Genomic DNA, 21,681 nt, shown 5'->3' on the forward strand with positions numbered 1-21,681 from the left:
AGACCCGCTGTCCTGCAGGAGATCTCGTGGTTGCCGGCAGATCAGGCCGCGATCTCTTCCGCCCCGCCTCCATGCTCATCGCGCTTTGCATTGATCAAGTTGAGTAGATGCGCGGCGGCGCGGGCATCGCATAGAGCGCGGTGGTGGTCTTTCAGCTCGATATTGTAGGCACGGGTGAGCTTGCCGAGCCCGTAGGATTTGTGACCGGGGTAATGCCGGCGCATGCCCGCGCAGGTGCAGAGCTTTGGAAAGCGGAAGCGACGCTCGAGGCGCTCGTATTCCGCGGCGATGAAACCATAGTCGAAATTGACGTTGTGGGCGACGAACACGCCGTCGCCCATGAATTGCATGAAACCGTCGGCGACTTCCGCGAACAACGGCGCGTCCCGCACCATCTCGTTGGTGATCCCGGTCAACGCGACGATCTTGGACGGGATCGACCGCTGCGGGTTGATCAGCGAATGCCACTCCGCCACGACCTCATGATTGCGGATCTTGACGGTACCGATCTCGGTGATGCGGTCCCCGCCGGTCCAGCCGCCTGTTGTCTCGATGTCCACGACGACGTAGTCCTGCTCCGGATCGAAACGGAAATCGGCACGGCCGATTTCCGCGAGGATTCCGGCGTTGCCGAGTTGGCGAAGCCGCGTGAGCTGGTTGCGCCTGATGACGTCGCCCTCCGCCTTCACTTCCATGAACGAGACGGCGCCGTCAGCCACGAGCATCAGATCGGGGAAGCCATCGCGCATCGCGCGATAGTCCTCGCACATCAGGCGAAGAATCCTGGCGAGACCATCAGCACTTGCGCCGGCAAGCAGCGCGCGGAGTGCATCCATGTCGACATGCTCCCAGGCGAACACGCCGTTCGGCTTGCCCCACTTTGCGGCGACGATACGTAAAATCCGGGGGAACGCGGAGCGCGACGCGACGGCCTCCAGCTTTGTCTCGATCTGGGGCGAGAACATCAACGCGAAGGTTCTGTCCTTCAGGCAATGCGGCATCCAGTCGAAGCCGCTGTGCAGTTGTCCGGATTCGAACAGCTCGTCCCAGAACAGCAATCCGAACAGGCAATGCCAGAGCGTGTTCTCGGCGTGGAAGACCTCGAGGCCCTGCCGGCGCAGAACGCCTGCGATCCCGGCCTCCGGGTTGCCGCGCCAGGTGTCGTCGACCCTGAGCGTTCGTCCCGCCCGCAGCAGTTCGGTGCATAGCCCCGTCCGGCGTCGATCGAACTTGCGGGCATAAAAGTCGCTCGCGAAGACGAATTCGTCGTCGCTGGCGGGATCGTCGATCATCCGACGCAGCAGATCCTCGGCTGAATCCTTGTCGCCTTCCGCATAGAGCAGTCGAGCGAGGCGCTCGTTGCATTCGGCCGAGGCGCCGGCGCGGTAGAGCTGGACCGCGAGCGCCGCCTCGCCCTTTTTCTCGAAATGCAGCCCCGCTTTGTGGGCAGCACGGCTTCGCAGCTCGATCGCGTAATCGGTCGGGCAGACCGGACCGCCGAGAATGTCGGCGACGGAGTTGCGGTACACCTCGTCCGATTTGGTCTCGAGGTGACGCAGCAGGCGCGCGTAGTGGAAGCAGGCCCTCGCTTCGCCCGCATCGGCAAACCGAGCGCTGAAATCGCCCTGATCGTTGGTGCGCAGGATACCGAGATCGCGCAGCGCGAAATTCTTGAGGTTGTCCTCCGTCTTGCCGAAGTAGAGATAGAGCAGGAACTCCAGCGGCTCGGTGTCACCGAGTGCGATGAAGGCCTCGCCACCGCAGTGCCGAAAGGCCGTGCCGAACGACAGATGGGCGAGCCAATACTCGGTCAGCTTGGCCTTGGGCCATGAGGCCCTGACATCGCTCATGCCGGCCGCCCTGGCACCGTCGAACAGCACCGGCTTCGCAAGGCACGCCAGGAACGCGGCGTAGTCCCGATCGGTCAGGCCACGGACATAACCGGCGAGACCAAGCTCCCCCAATGCACCGACGGGATCGGCAATCTCCGCATATTTGAACGTGGAGGGATTGAAGACCGTACCGTTCCGGTTGACCATCCGGATGAAGAGGCACTGGGCGTCCTTCGAGAGCGACGAAAAACGAGCGATAAATGTGCGATGCCGTTCGGCCAGCACCGGACCGTAGGTCTCGCAAACGAAGCTCAGCATCTCGGTGAAGTGGTCGTGATAATAATAGACCGGCAGGACAGGCAGCGTCATCCGCGCCTCACCCTCGGCGCGGCGCAGCGAGATCCGGATCTGGCGCGGGCAGCAAAGGCACGGGCCACCTCTGATTCACGGGCATCCATGTTCAACTTTTGTTCTTTTTGCCCGACAGTGTCAAGCTCAGAACCTTCGCGGTTGCTGCTCGGCTTCCAGGGCGTCTACCCTGCCGTGCCCGACAGCGAGCCGACGGGATGAAGTGCGACCGGCACGGCAATGTCTGGGTCACCGCGCTTGGTTAAATACGTCAACTTGCAGTGATACGGATGGGATTCGGACCATCAGAGTCCGGGCCGCTTTCGAGGACAAGGGAGGGACACAACATGCTCAAGGGCATCAACCCACTGCTGAATGCCGACGTGCTCCATGCTTTGCGGGCAATGGGGCACGGCGATCGCCTCGTCATATGCGACACCAATTTTCCGGCTGACTCGATCGCGCGCCAAACCACGTTCGGCGAGCTGCTCCGCATCGACAACGTCAGCGCGGCGAAGGCGATTGAAGCCATCCTCTCGGTGATGCCGCTCGATACGTTCGTTGACGATGCGGCGCTGCGCATGGAGGTCGTCGGCCAGCCTCACGAGGTGCCGCCGGTTCAGCGCGAGGTGCAGGCCGTGATCGATCGCGCCGAGGGACGCTCCTGGCCGCTGGTCGGGGTCGAGCGCCATGCCTTCTATGAGAAAGCCAAGGCATCCTACTGCGTGATCGCCACCGGCGAGCGGCGCTTCTACGGCTGTTTCCTGCTCGCCAAAGGCGTCATCGCGCCGGACGAAGAATGACGACGACGAGAATGCGCGCCCCCCGGCGCGCTTACAGCGACTGGAGCCCGATCGACCTGATCACGGGCGCAAGGCTTGCCAGGGTGGCATCGACGGTTCGCTGGAATTTGTCGGGGCCTGAATCGCTGTCGGGCTCCATGCCCTGCGCGCGATAGTTCGCCTGGAGTACGGGATCCGCCATTGCCGCAAGGGTCGCCTGCGCGATGCGGTCGATGATCGCATCATCGGTCGTTTTCGGCGCGAACAGGCCGAACCATCCTTGATAGCTGAGATGTGGCATGCCCGATTCGATGGCAGTCGGAATATCAGGCGCACCGCTCAAGCGTTTGTCCGTGGTGACTGCAAGCAGCCTTATCTTGCCGGCCCGGCTCAGTTGCTGCAATTGGACCGACATCACCGCAACGACGAGAGATATCTGGCCGCTGACGAGGTCGTTGGTCGCCTGAGAGATGCCCCGATAGGGGATGTGGACGATATCCAACCCACCCGCCTGCTGCTTGAACTGCTCGCCGACGAGGTGGTTGCCGGTGCCGATGCCTGGAGTTCCATAGGACAGCTTGCCGGGATTGCTCCTGGCATGAGCGATGAGGCCTTGCAGATCGGTGGCCGGCACCGACGGATGGATGGCGAAAACCAGAGCGCTGCTGATCAGCCGATAGATCGCCCGAAAGTCGCTGATGGAATAAGCAGGATTGCGCGTCGTCAGCGGGATGATGACCTGCGTGCTGCCGTTTCCGAGCAGCAGCGAATAGCCGTCAGGCTTCTCGCGTGCGATTGCGGTCGTCCCGATCGCACCGCCCGCACCGCCGATATTGTCCACATAGGTCGGGCCGAGCTGAGACGACATCCTCTCAACCCATGGGCGACCGATCTGATCACCTGAACCGCCGGCAGAATATGGAATCACCAGCCGAATGGGACGCGATGGATAATCGGTGGCGCGTCCACTTCGTGGATTTCCGGCGAGGGCGGCAGCAAACGTGGCCGCATTGACGAAGTCTCGCCGCGAGAGGGATGCCATGTCCTGTTCCGAAGTCGGGAGCCTTGATCAACGGGACCGGCCCCAAAGCGCCATTCGCAGCACTCTGCGGCGATCGTCAATGGCGGCGCGGCCGATGAGTGGCATGCCCATCGCGCGGGACTGGAAGCTGCCGGCCATCGCCGGAGCGGGCTGTCATAACCCATTCATTTTGCAGGTGATATTTTCACCGCGGGTCGTCGACAGAAGCGACTGCGAGCGACCAGACCACCGCCTTTGCTGCTTTCGTCCAGTTTACTGTACGCTTCGTTCTGGTAGACCAAATCAAACAATTTTGACTCCCCGCCGAGGGGGCGATGGCGCGTGCCAGACAACAACAACAACCAAGACTCGGCCATTTCTTTTGGGCCATTCCGACTGTTTCCGAAGTCCCGCCTCCTCGAGAAGGATGGCGCGCATCTTCACGTCGGCGGCCGCGCGCTCGACATCCTGATCTTCCTGGCCGAGCGGCCCGGCGAAGTCGTCGACAAGCGCGAACTGGTCAAACGCGTCTGGGCCGACGTGAATGTCGACGATGGCAGCCTCCGCTTCCACATCGCAGCGCTGCGCAAGGCGCTCGGCGACACCGGCAAGTCGGCTCGTTATGTGGTCAACGTCCCCGGGCGCGGCTATTGCTTCGTCGCATCGCTCGCCCAGGCCGCACCCGCACCTCCTGCTTCCCCAATTGATCTCCCCCTCCCCCGATCGCTTCCAGCTCCGCTGGCCCGGGTGATTGGGCGGGACGACGTCATCGACAAGATCTCGACAGGGCTCGTCCAGCATCGCTTCGTCACCGTGGTCGGCCCCGGCGGGATCGGCAAGACCGCAGTCGCCGTGGCCGTGGGCCATCGCCGTCTTGCCCATTTCGACGGCCAGGTCTTCTTCATCGACGTCGGACCGGTGAGAAGGCCCGAACTCGCGGCAATCACCATCGCCGCGACACTCGGGCTGTCCATCAACGCAGAAGACCCGGTCCCGGCTCTGCTGACCCATCTTCAGACCAAGCCGACGCTGTTGATCTTCGACAGTTGCGAGCACGTGCTGGAGACCCTTGCACCGCTGGTCGAGCGCCTTGTGCGCGAGGTACCGCGATTGCATGTGCTGGCAACCAGCCGCGAATCCTTTCGCAGCGAAGGCGAACGGATCTTCCGGCTGTTTCCGCTCGATTGCCCGCCCGTGCGCGACGACCTCGCGGTGGCCGAGGTGCTTGCCTATCCTGCAGCCCAGCTCTTCGTCGAACGGATCGCGCAGAGTTCCGGATCGTTTCAGCTCAGCGCGGAAGAAGCGCCGCTGGTGGCGGACATCTGCCGCCGCCTCGACGGCATCGCGCTTGCGATCGAGCTCGCGGCGGGACGCGTCAACGCCTATGGGATCGCCGGCACCGCATCCCTCCTCGACAGCCGCTTTTCGCTGCAATGGCGCGGGCGACGCACCGCCATCCCGCGACACCAGACGCTCAGCGCCGCGCTCGACTGGAGCTACGACCTGCTTCCCGCATCCGAGAGCGCCGTCTTGCGCAGACTGTCGGTGTTCGTCGGACCATTCACGCCGGAGGCCGCTGCCGCCGTCGCCTCGGGCGACGGGCTCAGCGCCGCAGCGACAATGGAGGCGATCGACAATCTCGTCACGAAGTCGCTGATCGCACCATCAGGCGCACGAACACTGCGCTATCGCCTGCTGGATACCACACGGACCTACGCGCTGGGCAAGCTGAACGAAGCCGGTGAAGGCAAGCGGATCGCGCGGCGGCATGCCGAATATTTCCGCGGCCTGTTCGAGCGCGCCGAGGCCGAGACCTCCTCTCCCTTGTCGGACTGGCTCGGCACCTACGGCGCTGAACTGGACAATCTGCGTGCCGCGCTGGACTGGGCCTTTTCGCCCGATGGCGATGCCCAGCTCGGCATCGCGCTGACCGCCGTGGCAGTCACGCTCTGGGTCCGTCTTTCGTTGTTCTCCGAATGTCGCGAGCGCGCCAGGACGGCGCTTGCCGCGCTCGGCGACCAAGGCGACGACCGGGTGCGCATGCAGCTCCTGGCGGCGCTCGGCTGGTCGCTGATGTATGGCGAAGGACGGGCGCGCGAAGCTCGCCCGATCCTCGAGGCCACGCTCGAGCTGGCCGACAGGTTCGATGACAAGGATTTCCGGTTGCGGGCCCTCTGGGGCTTGTCCATCGATCAGTTCAACAATGGAGCGTTCGGCAAGGCACGCGCGCTTGCCGACCGTTTCGCCGAAGCCGCGGCGAATTCACCTGACAAGACGGACCTCATGCTGGCCGACCGCCTCACCGCCGTCGTGCTGCATTATCTCGGAGACCAGCGCGAGGCGCGCCTTCGGATCGACCGGGTGAATGCGTCGCTGCATGTGCTGGCCGAGAAGCCGAAGATCTTCCCGCTCGATTTGCGGATTTCGACGCAGTATTTCCGCGCTCGCATCCTGTGGCTGCAGGGTCAGGCGGATCAGGCCCTCGCACTCGCCGAGCAGAACATTCACGAAGGCCGCGCCAACGGCCACGCGCTGACTTTCTGTAGCGTGCTCGGACAAGCCGCCTGCCCGATCGCTTTCCTGGCCGGTGACTACGATGCCGCCGAGCGCCATGGCACCGAGTTGCTGGAGCATACCGATCGCCATGCCATCAGGCTCTGGGGGCTGTGGGCCCGCGCGTTCAACGCGCTGGTCGCTGCGAAGCGCACGGACGTCGAGACGGGCCTGCCGCTGCTCCGCGACGAGCTCAATCGCGCCGGCGATGCGCGCTTCCTGCCGCGTTTCCTTCCCCTGCTCGGCGAACTCGCGGCGTGTTTCGGACAGGCCAACCAGGTCCACCAAGGCTTCGACACGATCGAGAGCGCCTTGGCGCGTTGCAACGACAGGCAGGAACGTTGGTATCTGCCCGAGCTGCTGCGCATCAAGGGTGAGCTCATGCTGCGAGACTCCCCGGAATCGGAAACCGCCGATGCCTGCTTTCGCGAGGCCATGGATCTGGCCACACAGCAAGGCGCGGACTTCTGGCAGCTGCGATGCGCCATCAGCATCGCGCAGCTCGGGATCGGACAAGGTCGGCGCGCAGACGCACTCGCCGTTCTGGAGAAGGTCTGCGGCACGCTGACCGAAGGATTCGACATCGCCGATATGCGGATCGCGCGGGGCCTGATCGCAGACCTGCGGACGTGACCCTCGCGCATCTTGCTGCGGTGGCTCTGACCCGAATGAAGCCGGCACTCACGTCCTTCAGTTCATACGGCTCTCGGAATAAAGCCGGGCACGCCGGTCTCGACCACCGAGTTGAACCTGATGTTCGTCGTGATCCGCTGCTGTATCTCCTGCATGGCCTCCTCAGGCAGGGCTGAGATATCGAGGTTTTCCCGGATGCGCCGCGGATTCGTCGAGGTGGTCAGGAATGCGGAGCCGCGTTGGACGGCCCATGCCAGTGCAATCTGAGCCGGCGTCTTGTGCAGGCGCTCAGCGATAGCTGTGATCACAGGATCGGCCAGGACGTTCGGCTTCATGGCGTGTCCAAGTGCCGCAAACGCTTGCAGCACAATTCCGTGCTCGCGGCAGAAGTCGAGTAATTCCCATTCCGGCAGATAGGGATGGGCTTCGACCTGCACCATGGCGGGCCTGATCCGCGCGACCGCAACGATCTCGCGCAGCTTCTCCAAAGTGATATCCGAAAGGCCGATCGACCTGCAGTGGCCCTCGTCGACGAGCCGCTCCAGTGCCTGCCATGTCTCTGCCAACGTCACTCCTGAATCATAGATGACCCGCCCACGCTCGTCCCTCGGGTCCTGCTCGTCGCCGGGTTGAAAGGCAAAGGGCGTATGGATGATGTAGCAGTCGATGTCGTCGAGTTTCAGCCGCCTGCGGCTCGCGTCGAAGGCGGGTTTCACCCTCTCCGGCCGATGGTTGGTGTTCCATAACTTCGTTGTAACGAACAGGTCCCGACGCTGAAGCGTCCCCGCCCCGAACGCCTCGTGAATCGCATCACCGACCGCCTCTTCGTTGCGGTAACGCTCTGCGCAATCGAGATGGCGAAATCCCGCCTCCAAGGCAGCCTTTGTGGCCTGCCTGGTCACGACCGAATCCGGAATGAGCGTGCCAAAGCCCACGGCGGGGATCGATCCGGAGCCATAGGTGGGAACTCTCGTGTAACGAAGGGAATCGGATGCAATCATGTCGAGACTCCTTTGCTTGTCCTTGGCTCCCGCACGATCGCAGGACCAAATGATCGAAACTGAAGATGCGATGTGATCTGCCCGCCGCCGCGATTTACCGGAGGGCCGTGGCCTGCGCAGAAAGAAGACGAGCGGCATCACGACGAGCATGGCGAACATCAGGATCTCGAACTGATCGATGACGGCAATGGTGGCCGCCTGGCGCGTGACCATGCCATTGAGGGCGGCAAGGCCCGGCTTGCCGATCGAACCCACCGTATTCGCCGCCACACGCAGCGGCGTAAGGTGCTTGGCGAGCGCGATGTGCATCGCCTGTGTGTTGGCATAGAAGAACAGCTGGACCACGGCGATTCCGATGGTGCTGCCATAGAGCCGCGACAGGCTGATCAGAGCGCTGCCTTCCGGGCGAAGCTTCGTATCCAGAGTTCCGAACGCGGCCCTGGCGAGCGTCGGCAGCAACATGCCGAGACCTGCACCCTGAAGGAAGCCAGCTTCGACGACCGGCCGCCAATCCATCGCCGGCGAATAGCCAAGCATCAGCCAATTGGCATAGACCACCAGCGCCATTCCCCCCAGGAGAAACGGCCGGTAATCGACCTGCGCCGGAACGAGACTCGTCAGCACCAGCGCTCCGACCAGCGCCATGCCGCGCGGGATCGTCATGTAACCGGTGGTGTCGACCGGGTAGTTGAGCAACTCCTCCAGCATTGGGGACGTCAGGGCCAACGTCGGCAGCAGGACGAAACCCAGCGCGAAGGAGATCACCGTCGAAAGGATGAGGTTGCGATCCCTGAACAGGACCGTGCGCAGGAAATGCTCTCTTGTCGTCATCACGTGCACGATGAAGAGATAGAATCCCAGGACAGAGGCGCCTGCTTCGACCCAACTCTCCGTAGAGGCGAACCATTCGAGGCGCTCTCCGCGATCCAGCAGCATCTGCAGTCCGATCATCCCGACGGAGAAAGTCACAAGGCCGAAGAAGTCGAAGGGCTTGCTTCGCTCTGCGCGCTTCTCGCTCAGCAGTGACCTCATCGTCGGAAAGATGAATGCCACCATCGGCAGGCTGAAATAGAAGATCGACGGCCAGCCATAATATTCGGCGAACCACCCGCCGATGGCGGGACCAGTGCTGATGCCAAGCAGGGAGCAAACGGTCCACGCCAGGCTCATGCGCGCATGCCGGGCGGCGGGTGTCACCTCGAGCAGGATCGCCAGCGACAGCGGTGCGAGCGGTCCGCTCGCTGCGCCCTGAACAATCCTGGCCAGCACTAACTGGATCGACGTTGTTGCCAGCGTGTCGAGCACGAGGCCGAGCGCGAAGATGGCGAGAGCAGTCTGATAGATGGTCCTTCTGCCATAGCGCGCCGCGAGCCATTGTGTGATCGACATGCTGACGGCGCTTGCCGCGATATAGGAGGAGAACACCCAGCCAACCTCGTCGTTCGCCATCGAGAGCGTCGCCTGGATGTGCGGCAGCGCGGCGTTCGGCACGGAAATGTTGACCGCTTGCATGTATGTCGCCAAAAGCGCCGCCGCGGTGATTGTGGGGTGACCGCCGACCGCAGCGCGCGATGGATGGAGCGTGCTCATTTGACCTCCATTGCGCGCGCGGGCTGGAGCAGATGCAGCGAGCTTTGGCGATGGCCCGTGTCGACACGCGCGGTCACGCTGATGCCCGAGAACAGTGGCCGGGTCGGATCGGGATCATCGAGTTCGAGGCGGACCGGCACCCTCTGGACGACCTTGACCCAATTGCCGGTCGCGTTCTCGGGCGGCAGCACCGAGAAGTCCGACCCAGTGCCGGGACTCATACTGACGATGTGAGCCTTGAACTTGCGGTCCGGATAAGCGTCGACGTCGATCACCGCTTCCTGGCCCGGACGCATGTGGGTCAGGCCTGTCTCACGGAAATTTGCTTCGATCCAGATGTCCCTGCTCGACATCAGCGAGAACGTGGGCGCCCCCGCGGCGACGAACGCGCCGACCTGCAGGTCATCGACCTTCGTTACCACGCCATCGTCGGGTGCCCTCACGGTGGCATAGGAGAGATCGAGGCGCGCGCGGTCGAATTGTGCCTTCGCCGCACGGACCGTCGGGTGACGATCGATGTCAATATCAGGATCGCCGTTGAGCGCGACGACCGTGTTGGCAATCTGCTGTTCGATCGAAGCCGTGCGCTGACGCGCGACCTTGAGATCGGTCTCAGCCCGCTCATAGACCGCGCGCGGCGTGAAGTCGGAGGCAACCAGCATTTTCTTGCGGTCGAACTCGCGCTCGTCGAAAGCAGCTGTATCCCTCGCCGATTGCAATTCGGCCTGCTGCTGGCGGTAAGTTGCCTTGAGGGATTCGATCTGGAGCCGCGCGCTGCCGAGCCGGGCTTCGGCCTGATCGACGGCAATCTGATAAGGCTCCGGATCTATTCGGAACAAAATCTGTCCTTGGCGAACGCGTTGATTGTCGCGCACGGCGATCTCAACCGCCTGGCCGGACACCCGTGCGTTGATGGTCACTTTCGCGGCTCGGACGAATGCGTCGTCGGTCGAAATATAGCGTCCCTGCGCAAGATACATGAAGGCGCCGAACAGGGCAGCCGCGGCCGGCAGGACCAACATCAAGGGGCGGCGCAGCCGCCTGGAAAGATCAGTCCCGGGAAACGTTGCGGAAACTTCGCGTCCGCGGAAGCTCCCGAGATCGCACAACCAGCCGGCGATTGGCGCAATGTTCAGACCCATCGTCCTCGTCCTTATATCTTTTAATAACGCTCGTTACAAATATTTCACCGTCACGCAGCGATCAAGACCGCCCTATTGATTTTTATAACGATCCATACAAATATATGTGTAGAGCGCTGGAACCAGGATCTTGGCGACATGGCACGGAAGAAGAACGAGACGGGCCCGGCGCGCCGCGGACGGCCGCCGGCCTACGACGCGGAGACGGCCCTCAAACGGGCCACGGAAACGTTCTGGAGGGCTGGCTATTCCGGCACATCTCTCGACAGGATCGCCGTCGCGACCGGCATGAGCCCACCAAGCCTGTACGCGGTGTTCGGCAACAAGCACGCGCTCTATCTCGAAGCGCTCGCGCGCTATTGGGAGACGAGTCTGGCCGCCACGCGGGAGGCCCTTGCAGGGAACCATCCCCTGGATGAAGCCTTGATGTTGGCCTATGAGGCAGCCCTTTCGATCTATTTTTCCGGGAAAGGAACCGCTCGTGGCTGCTTCGTGGTCGGAACTGCAGTGACCGAAGTCGCGGAAGATGCGGAGATCCGCAGCAGCGTAGCGGCCGGACTGCGCGCGATCGATGCCGATTTCGAAGCCCGCTTTCGCCGCGCACGGGACGAGGGAGAACTGAAATCGAACGCCGACCCCGCTGCGCTTGCGATCCTTGCCGCCGCCACAATGCAGACGATTGCCATTCGCGCACGTGCCGGCGCTCGTCGCGCCGAGTTGCGAGAGCTCGCCCGGAAGGCGGTTGACGTGATCTGCGGATGCCGGCCGGAAGCGCACCGGGACGCGACTCCCGTCTGAGATCGAAGGCTTCATCAGGCGAACCAGTTGGCAGCCAGCGCTGCCGGCAAAGCGACAAGGATGGCTTGCACATTTCCGCCCGCTCTCGTTAGAGTCTAGCGATCGCCTTCAAACCCGGGACCAGCGCATTTCGCCGCCGGCCCTCATTCCAATCCTTCGATGATCCGAACGTCACGCTCGCACGCATTGCCGAGCGCCCGAAGCGCCTCCGCATAGGCCGGGCTGTCGTGCGCGCCCACGGCGAGTGCGAGGTTGTCGAACTCGGTCACCGTCGCGCGCTGGTCAATGCCCTGCTCGTAGGTCTTCGCGGCAATGCCGCGAGCGAGGAAACGACCACCATGGGCGGTGATCGCCGGCCCCGCGAGCTTTGCGTATGCCGCGAGCGCCTCTGAATCTGAAATCGAGCGATAGAACGTGATCCAGTATCCTCTCGCCATCGCTAGCCTCCCGCAACAGTCGCACGTCGTGGCAGCTTCCAGTCCGGTCGAATGAAATGACAGGTGTAGCCGGCAGGATAGCGCTCGAGATAATCCTGATGCTCCAGCTCGGCCTCCCAGAACTCGCCGACTGGCGTGACTTCGGTCACCACCTTGCCGGGCCACAGACCCGATGCCTCGACATCGGCAACGGTGTCCTCGGCGATGCGCTTCTGCTCGTCCGACGTGTAGAAGATCGCCGAGCGATAGCTCGTCCCCAGATCATTGCCCTGGCGATTGAGCGTGGTGGGATCGTGGATCTGGAAGAAGAACTCCAGCATGGTCCGGAAGCTGGTCTTGGCGGGATCGAACATGATCTCGATTGCTTCGGCGTGACCTTCGTGATTGCGATAGGTCGCGTTCTTCACCCGGCCACCGGTATAGCCGACCCGCGTGGCGATCACGCCTGGCTGCTTGCGGATGAGATCCTGCATGCCCCAGAAGCACCCTCCAGCCAAAACCGCGCGCTCTGTCGTCATGTGATGTATCCCTTCTGCTCCGCCGTCTCGCCCAGGACTTTGCCTTCATCGGACTGATGCTGGCAAGTCCCGGGAATGAGCCTTGCAACAGCTCCCGGCGCCGGCTCAGATCAACTTGGCGTCGAGTGTGATCGTCGCGTTCAGCACCTTCGACACCGGGCAATTCTTCTCGGCTTCGCCCGCGATACGGGCAAAGCCGGCATCGTCGAGGTTCGGCACCTTGGCGCGCAAGGTCAGTGCGGACTTGCTGATCTTGAATCCCTTGCCTTCTGGATCGAGGCTCACTGCGGCCTCGGTGGTCAGCTCCGTCGGCGTGAAGCCCGCGAGTTGAAGACCGAAGGCCAGCGCCATCGTAAAGCAGCCCGCGTGGGCCGCTGCGATCAATTCCTCGGGATTGGTGCCCTTCTCATTCTCGAAGCGGGTCTTGAAGGAGTATGGCGTGTCGGAGAGCACGCCGGACTCACTCGATAGATGGCCTGTGCCGTCGCGGCCGGTGCCCTGCCAAACTGCTTTCGCCTTGCGGATCATGTTGTTTCTCCTTGCCTTGATTTGGAGTCGTCCAGCGGCGCTCCTGCCCACGATGGGAAGCGGCCCCGCTGGCGCTACCAGGGACGATCCAAGATTTGCGCCATTGAAGTGTCTTTTGAAGGGCGGGATGCGTCTGCCCCACCTGCCTCAGATCGACTGACGCAGCGGTCGGAACGCGGTGCGCATTTCCGCGCAGAACAATGCCGGCTGCTCCCAGGCCGCGAAGTGGCCGCCCTTTTCGAGTCGGTTGTAGTGAATCAGCTTGGGATAGGCCTTCTCGGCCCAACTGCGCGGCGCGGCATAGATCTCATCCGGGAAGACGCTGACAGCGACTGGGATATTCACGTGCTTGGGTGCAAAGAACACCAGCTTGTTCTCCCAGTACAGCCGCGCCGACGACACCGCCGTGTTGGTGAGCCAGTAGAGCGTGATGTTGTCGATGACGTCATCGCGCGACAGGCCTTCGGTCCTTCCGTCGAAAACCCGCGCCATCATCGCGGCGCTACGGGCGTCGTGATCGAGCATCCAGGACGCCAGGCCCGCCGGCGAATCCACCAGGCCATAAAGCGTCTGTGGCCGGTTCGACATTTCGATCGCGTAGCCGAGGCCGTGCTTGTAGAAATCGTCGAGCTGGTCGTAAGCGTAGTTCTCGTCGGCGGAGAGGCCTGAAGGCTTCGATCCGCCGGGCTGGAGCGCGTTGGCGATATCATCAGGGACGGTTGCAGGCATGTTGGTGTGGATGCCGAGCAGTTCCGGCGGCGCCAGCAGCGCCATCTGCTCCGTGACTGCATTGCCCCAATCCCCGCCCTGGGCGACGTAACGGGCGTAGCCGAGCCGTTTCATGAGCACGACCCAGGCCCGCGCGACACGCTGCGGATCCCAGCCGAGTTCCGTCGGCTTGCCGGAGAAGCCGTGGCCCGGAAGCGAGGGGATCACGAGGTCGAATGCATCCGCCGCCGTCGCGCCGTGCGCAGTCGGATCCGTCAGCGGACCCACGATCTTCATCTGCTCGATGATCGAGCCGGGCCAACCATGTGTGACGATCATCGGCAGCGCGTTGTCGTGTCCGGAACGCACGTGAATGAAGTGAATGTCGACACCGTCGATCTCGGTGACGAATTGCGGCAGCGCGTTCAGCCGCGCCTCCATCCTGCGCCAGTCGTAGTCGGACTGCCAATAGCGAACCAGCTGCTGGACCGTCGTGAGCTGCACGCCCTGCGACTGGTCGGCGACGGTCTCGCGATCCGGCCACCGCGTTGCCGCAAGTCGGCGGCGCAGATCGAGCAGATCTTCCTCTGCGACATTGACATGGAACGGGCGGATCGCGCCACTCGCGGCAGCTTTCACCTGATGCAGCGGCAACAGGCTCGCGACACCAGCGGCAACGGCGCCCATCGCGGCCTGATTCAACAATTGGCGGCGATCCGGGTTCAGGATGTCGGCTCGTGCTTGCATCGTCATCTGGATCTCCATCGTTCTGATTGGTGACCTCGACCGAATTCGAAATCGCCAGGATCGGTTCGTCCTGTGACGACCTTGGCCCAAGCATCCGCAATTTGCTCGTTATGGATTGTTAGACCGCGTTAGGCGTTGCGAGTCGCAGCCGCATTCAAGGCCAATGAGTGCCGAGGCACACGAGGTACGCAAATGCATCACGGCGCGCGATGAGTGCTCGCGCGCCGTGCGACTATCGGGCCTGGTAGATATTGCTGCGCATCAGGTCGGCAGCGGCTGGCCTAGCTGCTCGCGCACGATGTAGTCGGCATACCAATCCTGCCAGTTCTCATCGTGCGCGCCGGTCCGCTTCTCATGCTCACCATGCGCCACTGCCGCGCGCCGCAACGCGCGTGCAAGCTCGCTCGACGAGGAGAACGTGGCGTCCAGCGCGTCGATGCGGCCGGGCAGTCGCATGGTCACTTCCTGAAAGAACCATCCGTTGCCGTCGGGATCCCTGAAGGAGGCAAACGAACTGTAGCTGCCGCGTTCTGGATCAGCACCGCCGAGCCTGATGCGGCCGAACAGATACGGCTCGTCCGTTCCGGCGTGAACATCGCCGCCGCCGTGGAAAGGTTCGCTGACCTTGACGCCGCGCGTGAGCAGATCCTGTCGCGCAGCTTCAAGATCGGAGACGATCAGATACAGGCCCTGGGCAGACCCGGGCGCCGCCGATGTAACGTTCGTGCCGAAAATCACCGAACAGGTCGACCCCGGCGGTGTGAACTGGATGACACGCCAGCCATCGGCGGAAGCGAAATCGGCGTCCAGTCTCCAGCCGAGTTTTGCATAAAATGCCTTGGCTCGGTCGACATCCGATACGGAGATCACGACGACCTCGAGCTTGAGATCGGTTCGACGCGATTTCGACACTTCCGTTTCGACGTCGCGCTTTGTCTCAATGATGGTCATGTCGAACTCCCTGATTTGGCGTGCGGGTTCGAGAGTGAAGCGGGTGTCTAGGCTGGTTCAATCGGCATCGTGATGGATATGCGCGTGCCGCCCTGCCCCGCATCGCCGAACAAGCGAGCACCGAGGCTGCGCGCCAATCCTTCCAGAATCCGGCTGCCGGCCCCCTGAAGGGGTCTGGTCGCACCGACGCCGTTGTCGGCGACCGTGCAAAACCAACAGCCCTCGTGGTTCGCCATTTCGATGCGGATCACCGCGCCATTCTTGTTCGGAAAGGCATGCTTGGCAGCATTCGTGACCAGCTCCGTCAGCATCAGAGCGAGGCGGTGGCACTGCCATGCCGGCAGCGTGCCACTTTCGATCGCGGCCTCGCACCGGACGCACGCCGGCTCCAGCACCGCCGCGGAGAGCGCACTACACAGGTTCTCGAAAAAGGCCTCGACGGAGATCTCCGCAAGATCATCATTGTCGGACAGCAGCTGATAGAGCCTACCGAAGGCGACGATCCGCCGCTCCAGCCGGTCCACCGCAACCGACATGTCTCGGCCTCCGGCCCGCGTGAAGTCGCGACGGACTGACGCGCCCAGCAGCGTCAGCGTGTTCTTCATGCGATGGTGCGACTCCCGCAGCACGAGTTCCCAATCCCGCGAGACGTCATCCAGATTGGCGACGAGGTGAGCTCGAACGTCCCCGTCGTTCGACCGAGAGCTGATATCGGGCATCATAGTCTCCCCCGTTGGAAATAGGCCTAACTCGAGCGCTATACTGATGCAGACCCGCGCCGCGCGCTCGTTAGACGTTGCAAGATTTTGTTATGATCGAATGGGCGTGATGCTTGCGCGACGCGGCCGATGCATCCGTTCCGAGGCGCACTGCCGAACTTTCGCGCTTTCCGCACAAGCCATTCGGGTTTAAACAAAATTCGTCGCGTTTCGACCGTGCCCTTTGGACCCAATCGCATGCCCGCTGCGCGATTCCGCCGCTTTCGGCAGGTTTACTCACGGTCTCGTTCTGGTAGATCAAACAAGACAGCAGCACTTTCCTTTCGCTGGAATCATGGCGCGTGCCAGACAATAACGACCAGGACTCAGCCATTTCCTTCGGGGCCTTCCGGCTGTTTCCTCGGTCGCGGCTGCTTGAGAAGGACGGCGTGCCCCTTCACCTCGGCGGCCGCGCGCTCGATATCCTGATCTTTCTCGCGGAGCGAGCAGGCGAGGTCGTCGACAAGCGAGAGTTGGTCAAGCGGGTCTGGGCCGACGTGAACGTCGACGAGGGCAGCCTGCGCTTTCACATCACCTCGCTGCGCAAGGCCTTGGGCGATGCCGGCGAAGGCGCCCGCTATGTCGTCAACGTTCCTGGCCGCGGCTATTGCTTCACGGCACCGCTGCTCCGCGCCGCACCCGCGGAAGTCAGGACAAGCGCTGTTGCTCCCTCGCTTCAGTCGCTTCCCGCTCCGCTCGCCAGGATGATCGGACGAGATGACGCCGTCGAGAAGATCGCGGCCGAACTTTCCCTGCATAGGTTCGTCACGATCGTCGGGCCCGGCGGCATCGGCAAGACATCGGTCGCACTGGCCGTGGCGCATGGCCAGCAAGCGGGCTTCGAGGGCCAGGTCTGCTTCGTCGATTTTGGCGCGTTGACCGACCCGCGGCTCGTTTCCGGCACGATCGCGGCGGCTCTCGGCCTGACGATCAGTTCCGGCGATCCGATACCGGGACTGCTGCAGTCGCTGCGCAGCCGTCGGATGCTGCTGCTGTTCGACAGCTGCGAGCATATCATCGACGATCTCGCTCCGCTGGCAGAGCGCATGGTGCGGGAAGCCCCTGCGCTGCACGTTCTCGCCACCAGCCGCGAGTCTTTCCGCACCGAGGGCGAACGAGTGTACCGGCTGTTTCCGCTGGATTGTCCGCCGCAACGCGACGGACTGAGCATGGCCGACGTCCTCGCCTATCCGGCAAGCCAGCTTTTCGTCGAGCGGATCACGGAAAGCCTGAGCGAATTCGAACTCAGCGAGGAGGACGCACCTCTCGTCGCCGATATCTGCCGGCGCCTCGACGGGATTGCGCTCGCAATCGAGCTTGCCGCCGGACGAGTCAACGCTTATGGGATCGCCGGCACGGCCTCGCTACTCGACAGCCGTTTCTCGCTCTTGTGGCGGGGACGCCGTACCGCGATTCCCAGGCACCAGACACTCAGCGCGGCGCTGAGCTGGAGCTACGACCTCCTGCCCGCGGCCGAGAGTGCGACCTTGCGCGGCCTGTCGGTCTTCGTCGGGCCGTTCACGCTGGAAGCTGCGCTCGCCGTCGCCGCAAGTCAGGGCATCGACGAGGCGGAAGCGGTCGAAGCGATCTCGAACCTGCTGTCGAAATCCCTGATTGCGACGTCGCCTGCGGAACGAAGGCTGCGATACCGCCTGCTCGATACGACCCGCGCCTTTGTCGGCGACAAGCTCGTCGAGAGCGGCGAATCGGCCCGCGTCGCGCGCGCCCACGCTGATTATTTCCGCGACTTCCTGCACGACATCTCCGTCAAATCGACCGGCATGCAGAGCACGGGCGGCTTCCTGCCCTATGCCGATCATCTGCCGAATGTGCGGGCCGCGCTGACCTGGAGCTTTTCCGAGGCCGGCGACCGCGCGGTCGGCGTAGACCTTGCGGCGGCGGCCGCGCAGTTCTTCCTCGAGCTCACCTTGCTGACGGAATGCCATAGCTGGACCCAGCAGGCGCTTGCCTCCGCCGATGGGATCGACAGCCGAAAGGAAATGACCTTGCAGGCGGCTCTCGGCGTCTCCGTGATGTTCACGCAAGGCAATACGGAAGGGGTACGGTCGGCGTTCACGCGAAGCCTGCATCTGGCCGAGGGCCTCGACGACCTGCACTGGCAACTCTGGCTGTTGCGCGGGCTGCACATCTACCTCACCCGGGTCGGAGATTTTCACGGCGCGCTCGGCACCGGCGTACAGGGCGAAAGCGTCGCCAGGAAACTGAACGACCCGACCAGCACGCTGAACGTCGAGTGGATGCTCGGCGTCGCGCATCATCTGATCGGCAACCAGGACAAGGCCGTCCAGTTCTGCGAGAGCGCGATGGTGCACAATCCGGGCTCACAACGGCTCAATATCGGCCATCTCGGCTATGACGACCGCATCGTCGCGCTGGTCGCCCTGGCGCGCGGGCTCTGGCTCAGCGGCCGGCCCGATCGTGCCATCGAGGCGGCGAGATACACCGTGAGAGAGGCCGAGCAGCTCGAGCAACCTTTGACGCTCGGGATCGCCCTGATCTGGACGATCTACGTGTTTCTATGGGTCGGCGACTGGACCAGCGCAGAAAGCCTGATCGAGCGGCTGATCGACCACGCCGCACGGCACTTCCTCGGCCCCTATCACGCGGTCGGTATCGGCCAGAAGGGCGAGCTCCTGCTCCGCCGCGGGGACATCGCCGGCGGCATCGAGCATCTGCGCCGCAGCCAGGCGACCTTGTACGCCACTCGGCACAGAATCATGACGACCGTGTTTGCGACGGCGCTCGCGGAGGGGTTGGCGGCCCAGAACCAGGCCGGCGAGGCCTTGCGCACGATCGATGAAGCGATCGCCCAGATCGGCGACCACGGCGAATCCTTCGACATGCCGGAAATGCTGCGGGTCAAGGCCGACATCCTGGTCCAGTCCGCCAGGACGACCGAGGCAGAGACCTGGCTCCAGCAATCGCTGGCCTTGTCGCGCCGGCAAGGCGCGCGCGGCTGGGAGTTGCGGGGGGCGATGAGCCTCGTTCGCATCTGGCAGCAGGCCGGACGAAAGCGCGACGCGCAGGCCCTGCTCGCGCCACTGGTTGCGCAGTATCACGAAGGCCTGTCGAGCCGTGACCTGATCGCCGCGAAGGCACTGCTGAGCGTCCTGAATTAGGAGCATCTTCAACAGGATACCGCCCGATTGCGCTCTTGCAACTCCTAACAACTTCTAACACGCCAAGCCGCACCCGTCCCGCCATGGTGCAGACAATTCATGGTGGAAGCAGTGAGACATGGCACTTCTTGACGATGCGATCGACGCCTGCGGAGGCCTGGTCCGCTGGAACAGCTTGAGCCGGTTCACGCTGCATCTTTCCGTTGGGGGGGCCCTGTTTTCCGACGCGGGACATGCCAGGGAATTCAAGGACGTGACCGCGGAGGGATCGACGCGCACACAATCGGTCCGCTTCACCGGGATCACCGGCGGCGAGCAGTCCGGCGCGTTCGCGCCCGACGCGATCACGATCGAAAGCCTGGACGGACAGGTGCTTCGGACCTGGCGCAACCCGAGCCTCGCCTTTCCGACCAACGGCACGCACGCGCTCGCGGACGAACTGCATCTGGTGTTCTTCTGCGGCGTCCAGATCTGGAACTATCTCACCACCCCGTTCCTCCTCGCCCGTCCTGACGTCGTGGTGGAGGAGCTGCCGCCCTGGCAGGAGAACAATGAGACATGGCGCCGCCTTCGCGCGCAATTCCCGTCGAGCCTGATCAACCTTGCGTCCGAGCAAGTGTTCTACTTCGATGCTAGTGCTTTGCAGCGACGCACCGATCACGATCTCCTGGGCGCACGGGTCGCGCATTATTCGTGGGCCCACGATTTCTTCGGTGGCATCGTCGTTCCAACGCTTCGGCGCACCCTGACATTGCAGCCCGACGGCACCGTGATGGCCAAGCCCGTGCTGATCGACGTCGAGATCTTCGACGCCGTCTTCGAATAGCGGCATGTCCTTGAAATATTGGCTAAAGCCAAACCCGATGCGACCGGCCGCCGCACCCTGCGCACTCGCACAGAATCTAACAGATCCTAATCACCCCTAACGAGCTTCCAGACCTGCTTAGGCCTAACCTTTCAACATACCAAGATCGCGGGTTCGCAGCTCGCCAAAAGCACGACCGCGAAGCTGAGAGAGGATAAGCAATGTTGACCGAAGCGCAGACGGCCTACACTTGGATTGATTGTCCGGCCGGTTCGCGGGATCGGGAAATCCCTCACACGAGTCTGACGGTCGCCCGAGAAGTCGAATGGCGCCAGATTGCGTCGAGCTCGACGATTGAGGACATCACGATCTCGCGCTGGGAAGCTTCGCGGGACGCCAAGCGGCACGAAGCAACGACTCCCGATGGCCGGTATTTCGTCGGCATCGCACTGAAGACCACGCGGGCCAAACTGACCAGGGAACGCCAGATCATTTTCGACGGCACGATGCCGTCAGGCACGCTCTATGTCAGTGCGCCGTCGCGACGACTGAGCGCGCAATTCGAGGGACCGTGTGACTTCCTGCACTTCCATATATCCGCCGACCATTTCCCTGCGCGATGGTCGCCGGATGCAGCCGAGGAGCTCGACGACCTCGTTTTGCTGCGCGATCCGCTCGCTGCCGGACTGACCAGGGCTCTCGCCGAGCAGGGCGATGCCGCAGGCCACCAATTTGCCCGTTGCATCGGCGAGATTCTCGCGATGCATCTGGCCCGCCCCGAATTGCCGCGCGCCAAGGTCAATGCCCTGCCGAAATGGCGGCTGCGGCGCGTCGAGCACCATATTGCGGCCCATTTCGAACGCGGCATCAGCCTGTCCGAACTCGCCAATGTCGCCGGCCTCTCGAGAATGCATTTCGCCGCGCAATTCCGTGCAGCGACGGGCTATCGCCCCCGTGAATATCTGCTCAATCATCGCATCGAGCAGGCGAAGTCGATGCTGACGACGACCGAGAGACCATTGGCCGAAATCGCCCTTGCAGTCGGCTTCAGCACGCAGGCGCATTTTTCGACCGTGTTCAAGCGCATCAGCGGCGAGACCCCGGCGCGCTGGCGCGCGGCCTCCAAGGGCCACCGGCCTGACGTTGAAGTGCTCTCACGACGACGTCCATCATGGGATCGGGATCACATCGTGAGCACCGCCGCATGACAAGGCTGGCGACAACCTTCTTGGCGTAAGTGCCCTGCGGCTTGCGCCGGCTCGCGCCCTTCTCTTCCCTGGGGCTACGAGCCTCTCGGGGCCGCCCTGCTCCCCACAAGGCGGCCCCTTTTTCGGCCGCCTATTCTGTCCATCCGTTCGCCTACGCGCCCGGTTCTGCCGCGATCCGGCG

At 63.2% G+C, this 21,681-nt stretch carries 16 protein-coding genes and 1 pseudogene; 6 read left to right on the forward strand and 11 right to left on the reverse strand.

The features are described from left to right. Positions 1-41 precede the first annotated feature (41 nt). The gene (locus XH90_RS23035) at positions 42-2,201 is read right to left on the reverse strand and encodes an exonuclease domain-containing protein (RefSeq protein ID WP_194476612.1); all 2,160 of its coding nucleotides are present in this window, start codon (positions 2,199-2,201) and stop codon (positions 42-44) included. Positions 2,202-2,527: 326 nt separating this feature from the next. Between XH90_RS23035 and XH90_RS23040 the strand changes: the two genes are divergently transcribed. Continuing rightward, positions 2,528-2,983 (forward strand): RbsD/FucU family protein, encoded by a 456-nt coding sequence (locus XH90_RS23040; protein WP_194476613.1) that lies wholly within the window; start codon positions 2,528-2,530, stop codon positions 2,981-2,983. Positions 2,984-3,014: 31 nt separating this feature from the next. On the opposite strand, the gene XH90_RS23045 is transcribed toward XH90_RS23040, so the two are convergent. Further along, complete coding sequence (locus XH90_RS23045) at positions 3,015-4,004, reverse strand: tripartite tricarboxylate transporter substrate binding protein (RefSeq protein ID WP_194476614.1); 990 nt, start codon at positions 4,002-4,004, stop codon at positions 3,015-3,017. Positions 4,005-4,325: 321 nt separating this feature from the next. Here XH90_RS23045 and XH90_RS23050 point away from each other — a divergent pair, with 321 nt between their 5' ends. Continuing rightward, entirely contained in the window at positions 4,326-7,169 is a 2,844-nt protein-coding gene (locus tag XH90_RS23050; protein ID WP_194476615.1) for a winged helix-turn-helix domain-containing protein, read from the forward strand. Positions 7,170-7,231: 62 nt separating this feature from the next. Here XH90_RS23050 and XH90_RS23055 read toward each other — a convergent pair whose 3' ends face one another. The 3 genes and pseudogenes from XH90_RS23055 to XH90_RS23065 all read right to left on the reverse strand — a co-directional run bounded on the left by XH90_RS23055 (position 7,232) and on the right by XH90_RS23065 (position 10,782). After that, on the reverse strand, positions 7,232-8,170 hold the full coding sequence (locus XH90_RS23055) for an aldo/keto reductase (protein ID WP_194482780.1): 939 nt from the start codon (positions 8,168-8,170) through the stop codon (positions 7,232-7,234). 363 nt (positions 8,171-8,533) lie between these two features. Further along, positions 8,534-9,760, reverse strand: a pseudogene (locus tag XH90_RS23060) (MFS transporter); the annotation flags it as partial. Next, entirely contained in the window at positions 9,757-10,782 is a 1,026-nt protein-coding gene (locus XH90_RS23065) for an HlyD family secretion protein (protein WP_246755567.1), read from the reverse strand. The pseudogene XH90_RS23060 and the gene XH90_RS23065, both read right to left, overlap by 4 nt. Positions 10,783-11,040: 258 nt before the next feature. Between XH90_RS23065 and XH90_RS23070 the strand changes: the two genes are divergently transcribed. Continuing rightward, positions 11,041-11,700, forward strand: a complete 660-nt coding sequence (locus XH90_RS23070; protein ID WP_194476617.1) for a TetR/AcrR family transcriptional regulator — start codon at positions 11,041-11,043, stop codon at positions 11,698-11,700. A 143-nt stretch (positions 11,701-11,843) separates the two neighbouring features. On the opposite strand, the gene XH90_RS23075 is transcribed toward XH90_RS23070, so the two are convergent. From XH90_RS23075 to XH90_RS23100, 6 genes are all read right to left on the reverse strand, one after another. Next, complete coding sequence (locus tag XH90_RS23075) at positions 11,844-12,137, reverse strand: DUF1330 domain-containing protein (RefSeq protein WP_194476618.1); 294 nt, start codon at positions 12,135-12,137, stop codon at positions 11,844-11,846. Between the two features lie 2 nt (positions 12,138-12,139). Then, a complete protein-coding gene (gene msrA, locus XH90_RS23080; protein ID WP_194476619.1) occupies positions 12,140-12,655 on the reverse strand; it encodes a peptide-methionine (S)-S-oxide reductase MsrA in 516 nt (171 codons plus the stop codon). A 105-nt stretch (positions 12,656-12,760) separates the two neighbouring features. After that, entirely contained in the window at positions 12,761-13,183 is a 423-nt protein-coding gene (locus XH90_RS23085) for an OsmC family protein (protein ID WP_194476620.1), read from the reverse strand. Between the two features lie 147 nt (positions 13,184-13,330). Further along, positions 13,331-14,644 carry an epoxide hydrolase family protein gene (locus XH90_RS23090; RefSeq protein WP_194476621.1) on the reverse strand — a complete coding sequence of 438 codons (1,314 nt, stop codon included), beginning with the start codon at positions 14,642-14,644 and terminating at the stop codon, positions 13,331-13,333. 255 nt (positions 14,645-14,899) lie between these two features. Further along, positions 14,900-15,589, reverse strand: a complete 690-nt coding sequence (locus XH90_RS23095) for a VOC family protein (RefSeq protein WP_194476622.1) — start codon at positions 15,587-15,589, stop codon at positions 14,900-14,902. 47 nt (positions 15,590-15,636) lie between these two features. Then, the gene (locus tag XH90_RS23100) at positions 15,637-16,308 is read right to left on the reverse strand and encodes a sensor histidine kinase (protein ID WP_194476623.1); all 672 of its coding nucleotides are present in this window, start codon (positions 16,306-16,308) and stop codon (positions 15,637-15,639) included. 341 nt (positions 16,309-16,649) lie between these two features. Here XH90_RS23100 and XH90_RS23105 point away from each other — a divergent pair, with 341 nt between their 5' ends. The 3 genes from XH90_RS23105 (at position 16,650) to XH90_RS23115 (ending at position 21,500) form a co-directional block, all read left to right on the forward strand. Further along, positions 16,650-19,487, forward strand: coding sequence for a winged helix-turn-helix domain-containing protein (locus XH90_RS23105; protein WP_194476624.1), 2,838 nt, complete (start codon positions 16,650-16,652; stop codon positions 19,485-19,487). A gap of 118 nt (positions 19,488-19,605) precedes the next feature. Further along, entirely contained in the window at positions 19,606-20,313 is a 708-nt protein-coding gene (locus XH90_RS23110; protein ID WP_194476625.1) for a hypothetical protein, read from the forward strand. 200 nt (positions 20,314-20,513) lie between these two features. Next, the gene (locus XH90_RS23115) at positions 20,514-21,500 is read left to right on the forward strand and encodes a helix-turn-helix domain-containing protein (protein ID WP_194476626.1); all 987 of its coding nucleotides are present in this window, start codon (positions 20,514-20,516) and stop codon (positions 21,498-21,500) included. Positions 21,501-21,681: the final 181 nt, after the last annotated feature.

Origin of the sequence: Bradyrhizobium sp. CCBAU 53338 (genome assembly GCF_015291665.1) — a bacterium.
Classification (GTDB): domain Bacteria; phylum Pseudomonadota; class Alphaproteobacteria; order Rhizobiales; family Xanthobacteraceae; genus Bradyrhizobium.

Bases quoted from the DNA above. Each gene is read 5' to 3' on its own strand.
- XH90_RS23100 (WP_194476623.1), bottom strand. From the start codon at position 16,308: ATGCCCGATATCAGCTCTCGGTCGAACGACGGGGACGTTCGAGCTCAC.
- XH90_RS23055 (WP_194482780.1), bottom strand. From the start codon at position 8,170: ATGATTGCATCCGATTCCCTTCGTTACACGAGAGTTCCCACCTATGGC.
- XH90_RS23090 (WP_194476621.1), bottom strand. From the start codon at position 14,644: ATGACGATGCAAGCACGAGCCGACATCCTGAACCCGGATCGCCGCCAA.
- XH90_RS23115 (WP_194476626.1), top strand. From the start codon at position 20,514: ATGTTGACCGAAGCGCAGACGGCCTACACTTGGATTGATTGTCCGGCC.
- msrA (WP_194476619.1), bottom strand. From the start codon at position 12,655: ATGACGACAGAGCGCGCGGTTTTGGCTGGAGGGTGCTTCTGGGGCATG.
- XH90_RS23075 (WP_194476618.1), bottom strand. From the start codon at position 12,137: ATGGCGAGAGGATACTGGATCACGTTCTATCGCTCGATTTCAGATTCA.
- XH90_RS23035 (WP_194476612.1), bottom strand. From the start codon at position 2,201: ATGACGCTGCCTGTCCTGCCGGTCTATTATTATCACGACCACTTCACC.
- XH90_RS23040 (WP_194476613.1), top strand. From the start codon at position 2,528: ATGCTCAAGGGCATCAACCCACTGCTGAATGCCGACGTGCTCCATGCT.
- XH90_RS23110 (WP_194476625.1), top strand. From the start codon at position 19,606: ATGGCACTTCTTGACGATGCGATCGACGCCTGCGGAGGCCTGGTCCGC.
- XH90_RS23070 (WP_194476617.1), top strand. From the start codon at position 11,041: ATGGCACGGAAGAAGAACGAGACGGGCCCGGCGCGCCGCGGACGGCCG.
- XH90_RS23095 (WP_194476622.1), bottom strand. From the start codon at position 15,589: ATGACCATCATTGAGACAAAGCGCGACGTCGAAACGGAAGTGTCGAAA.
- XH90_RS23065 (WP_246755567.1), bottom strand. From the start codon at position 10,782: ATGTTGGTCCTGCCGGCCGCGGCTGCCCTGTTCGGCGCCTTCATGTAT.
- XH90_RS23085 (WP_194476620.1), bottom strand. From the start codon at position 13,183: ATGATCCGCAAGGCGAAAGCAGTTTGGCAGGGCACCGGCCGCGACGGC.
- XH90_RS23045 (WP_194476614.1), bottom strand. From the start codon at position 4,004: ATGGCATCCCTCTCGCGGCGAGACTTCGTCAATGCGGCCACGTTTGCT.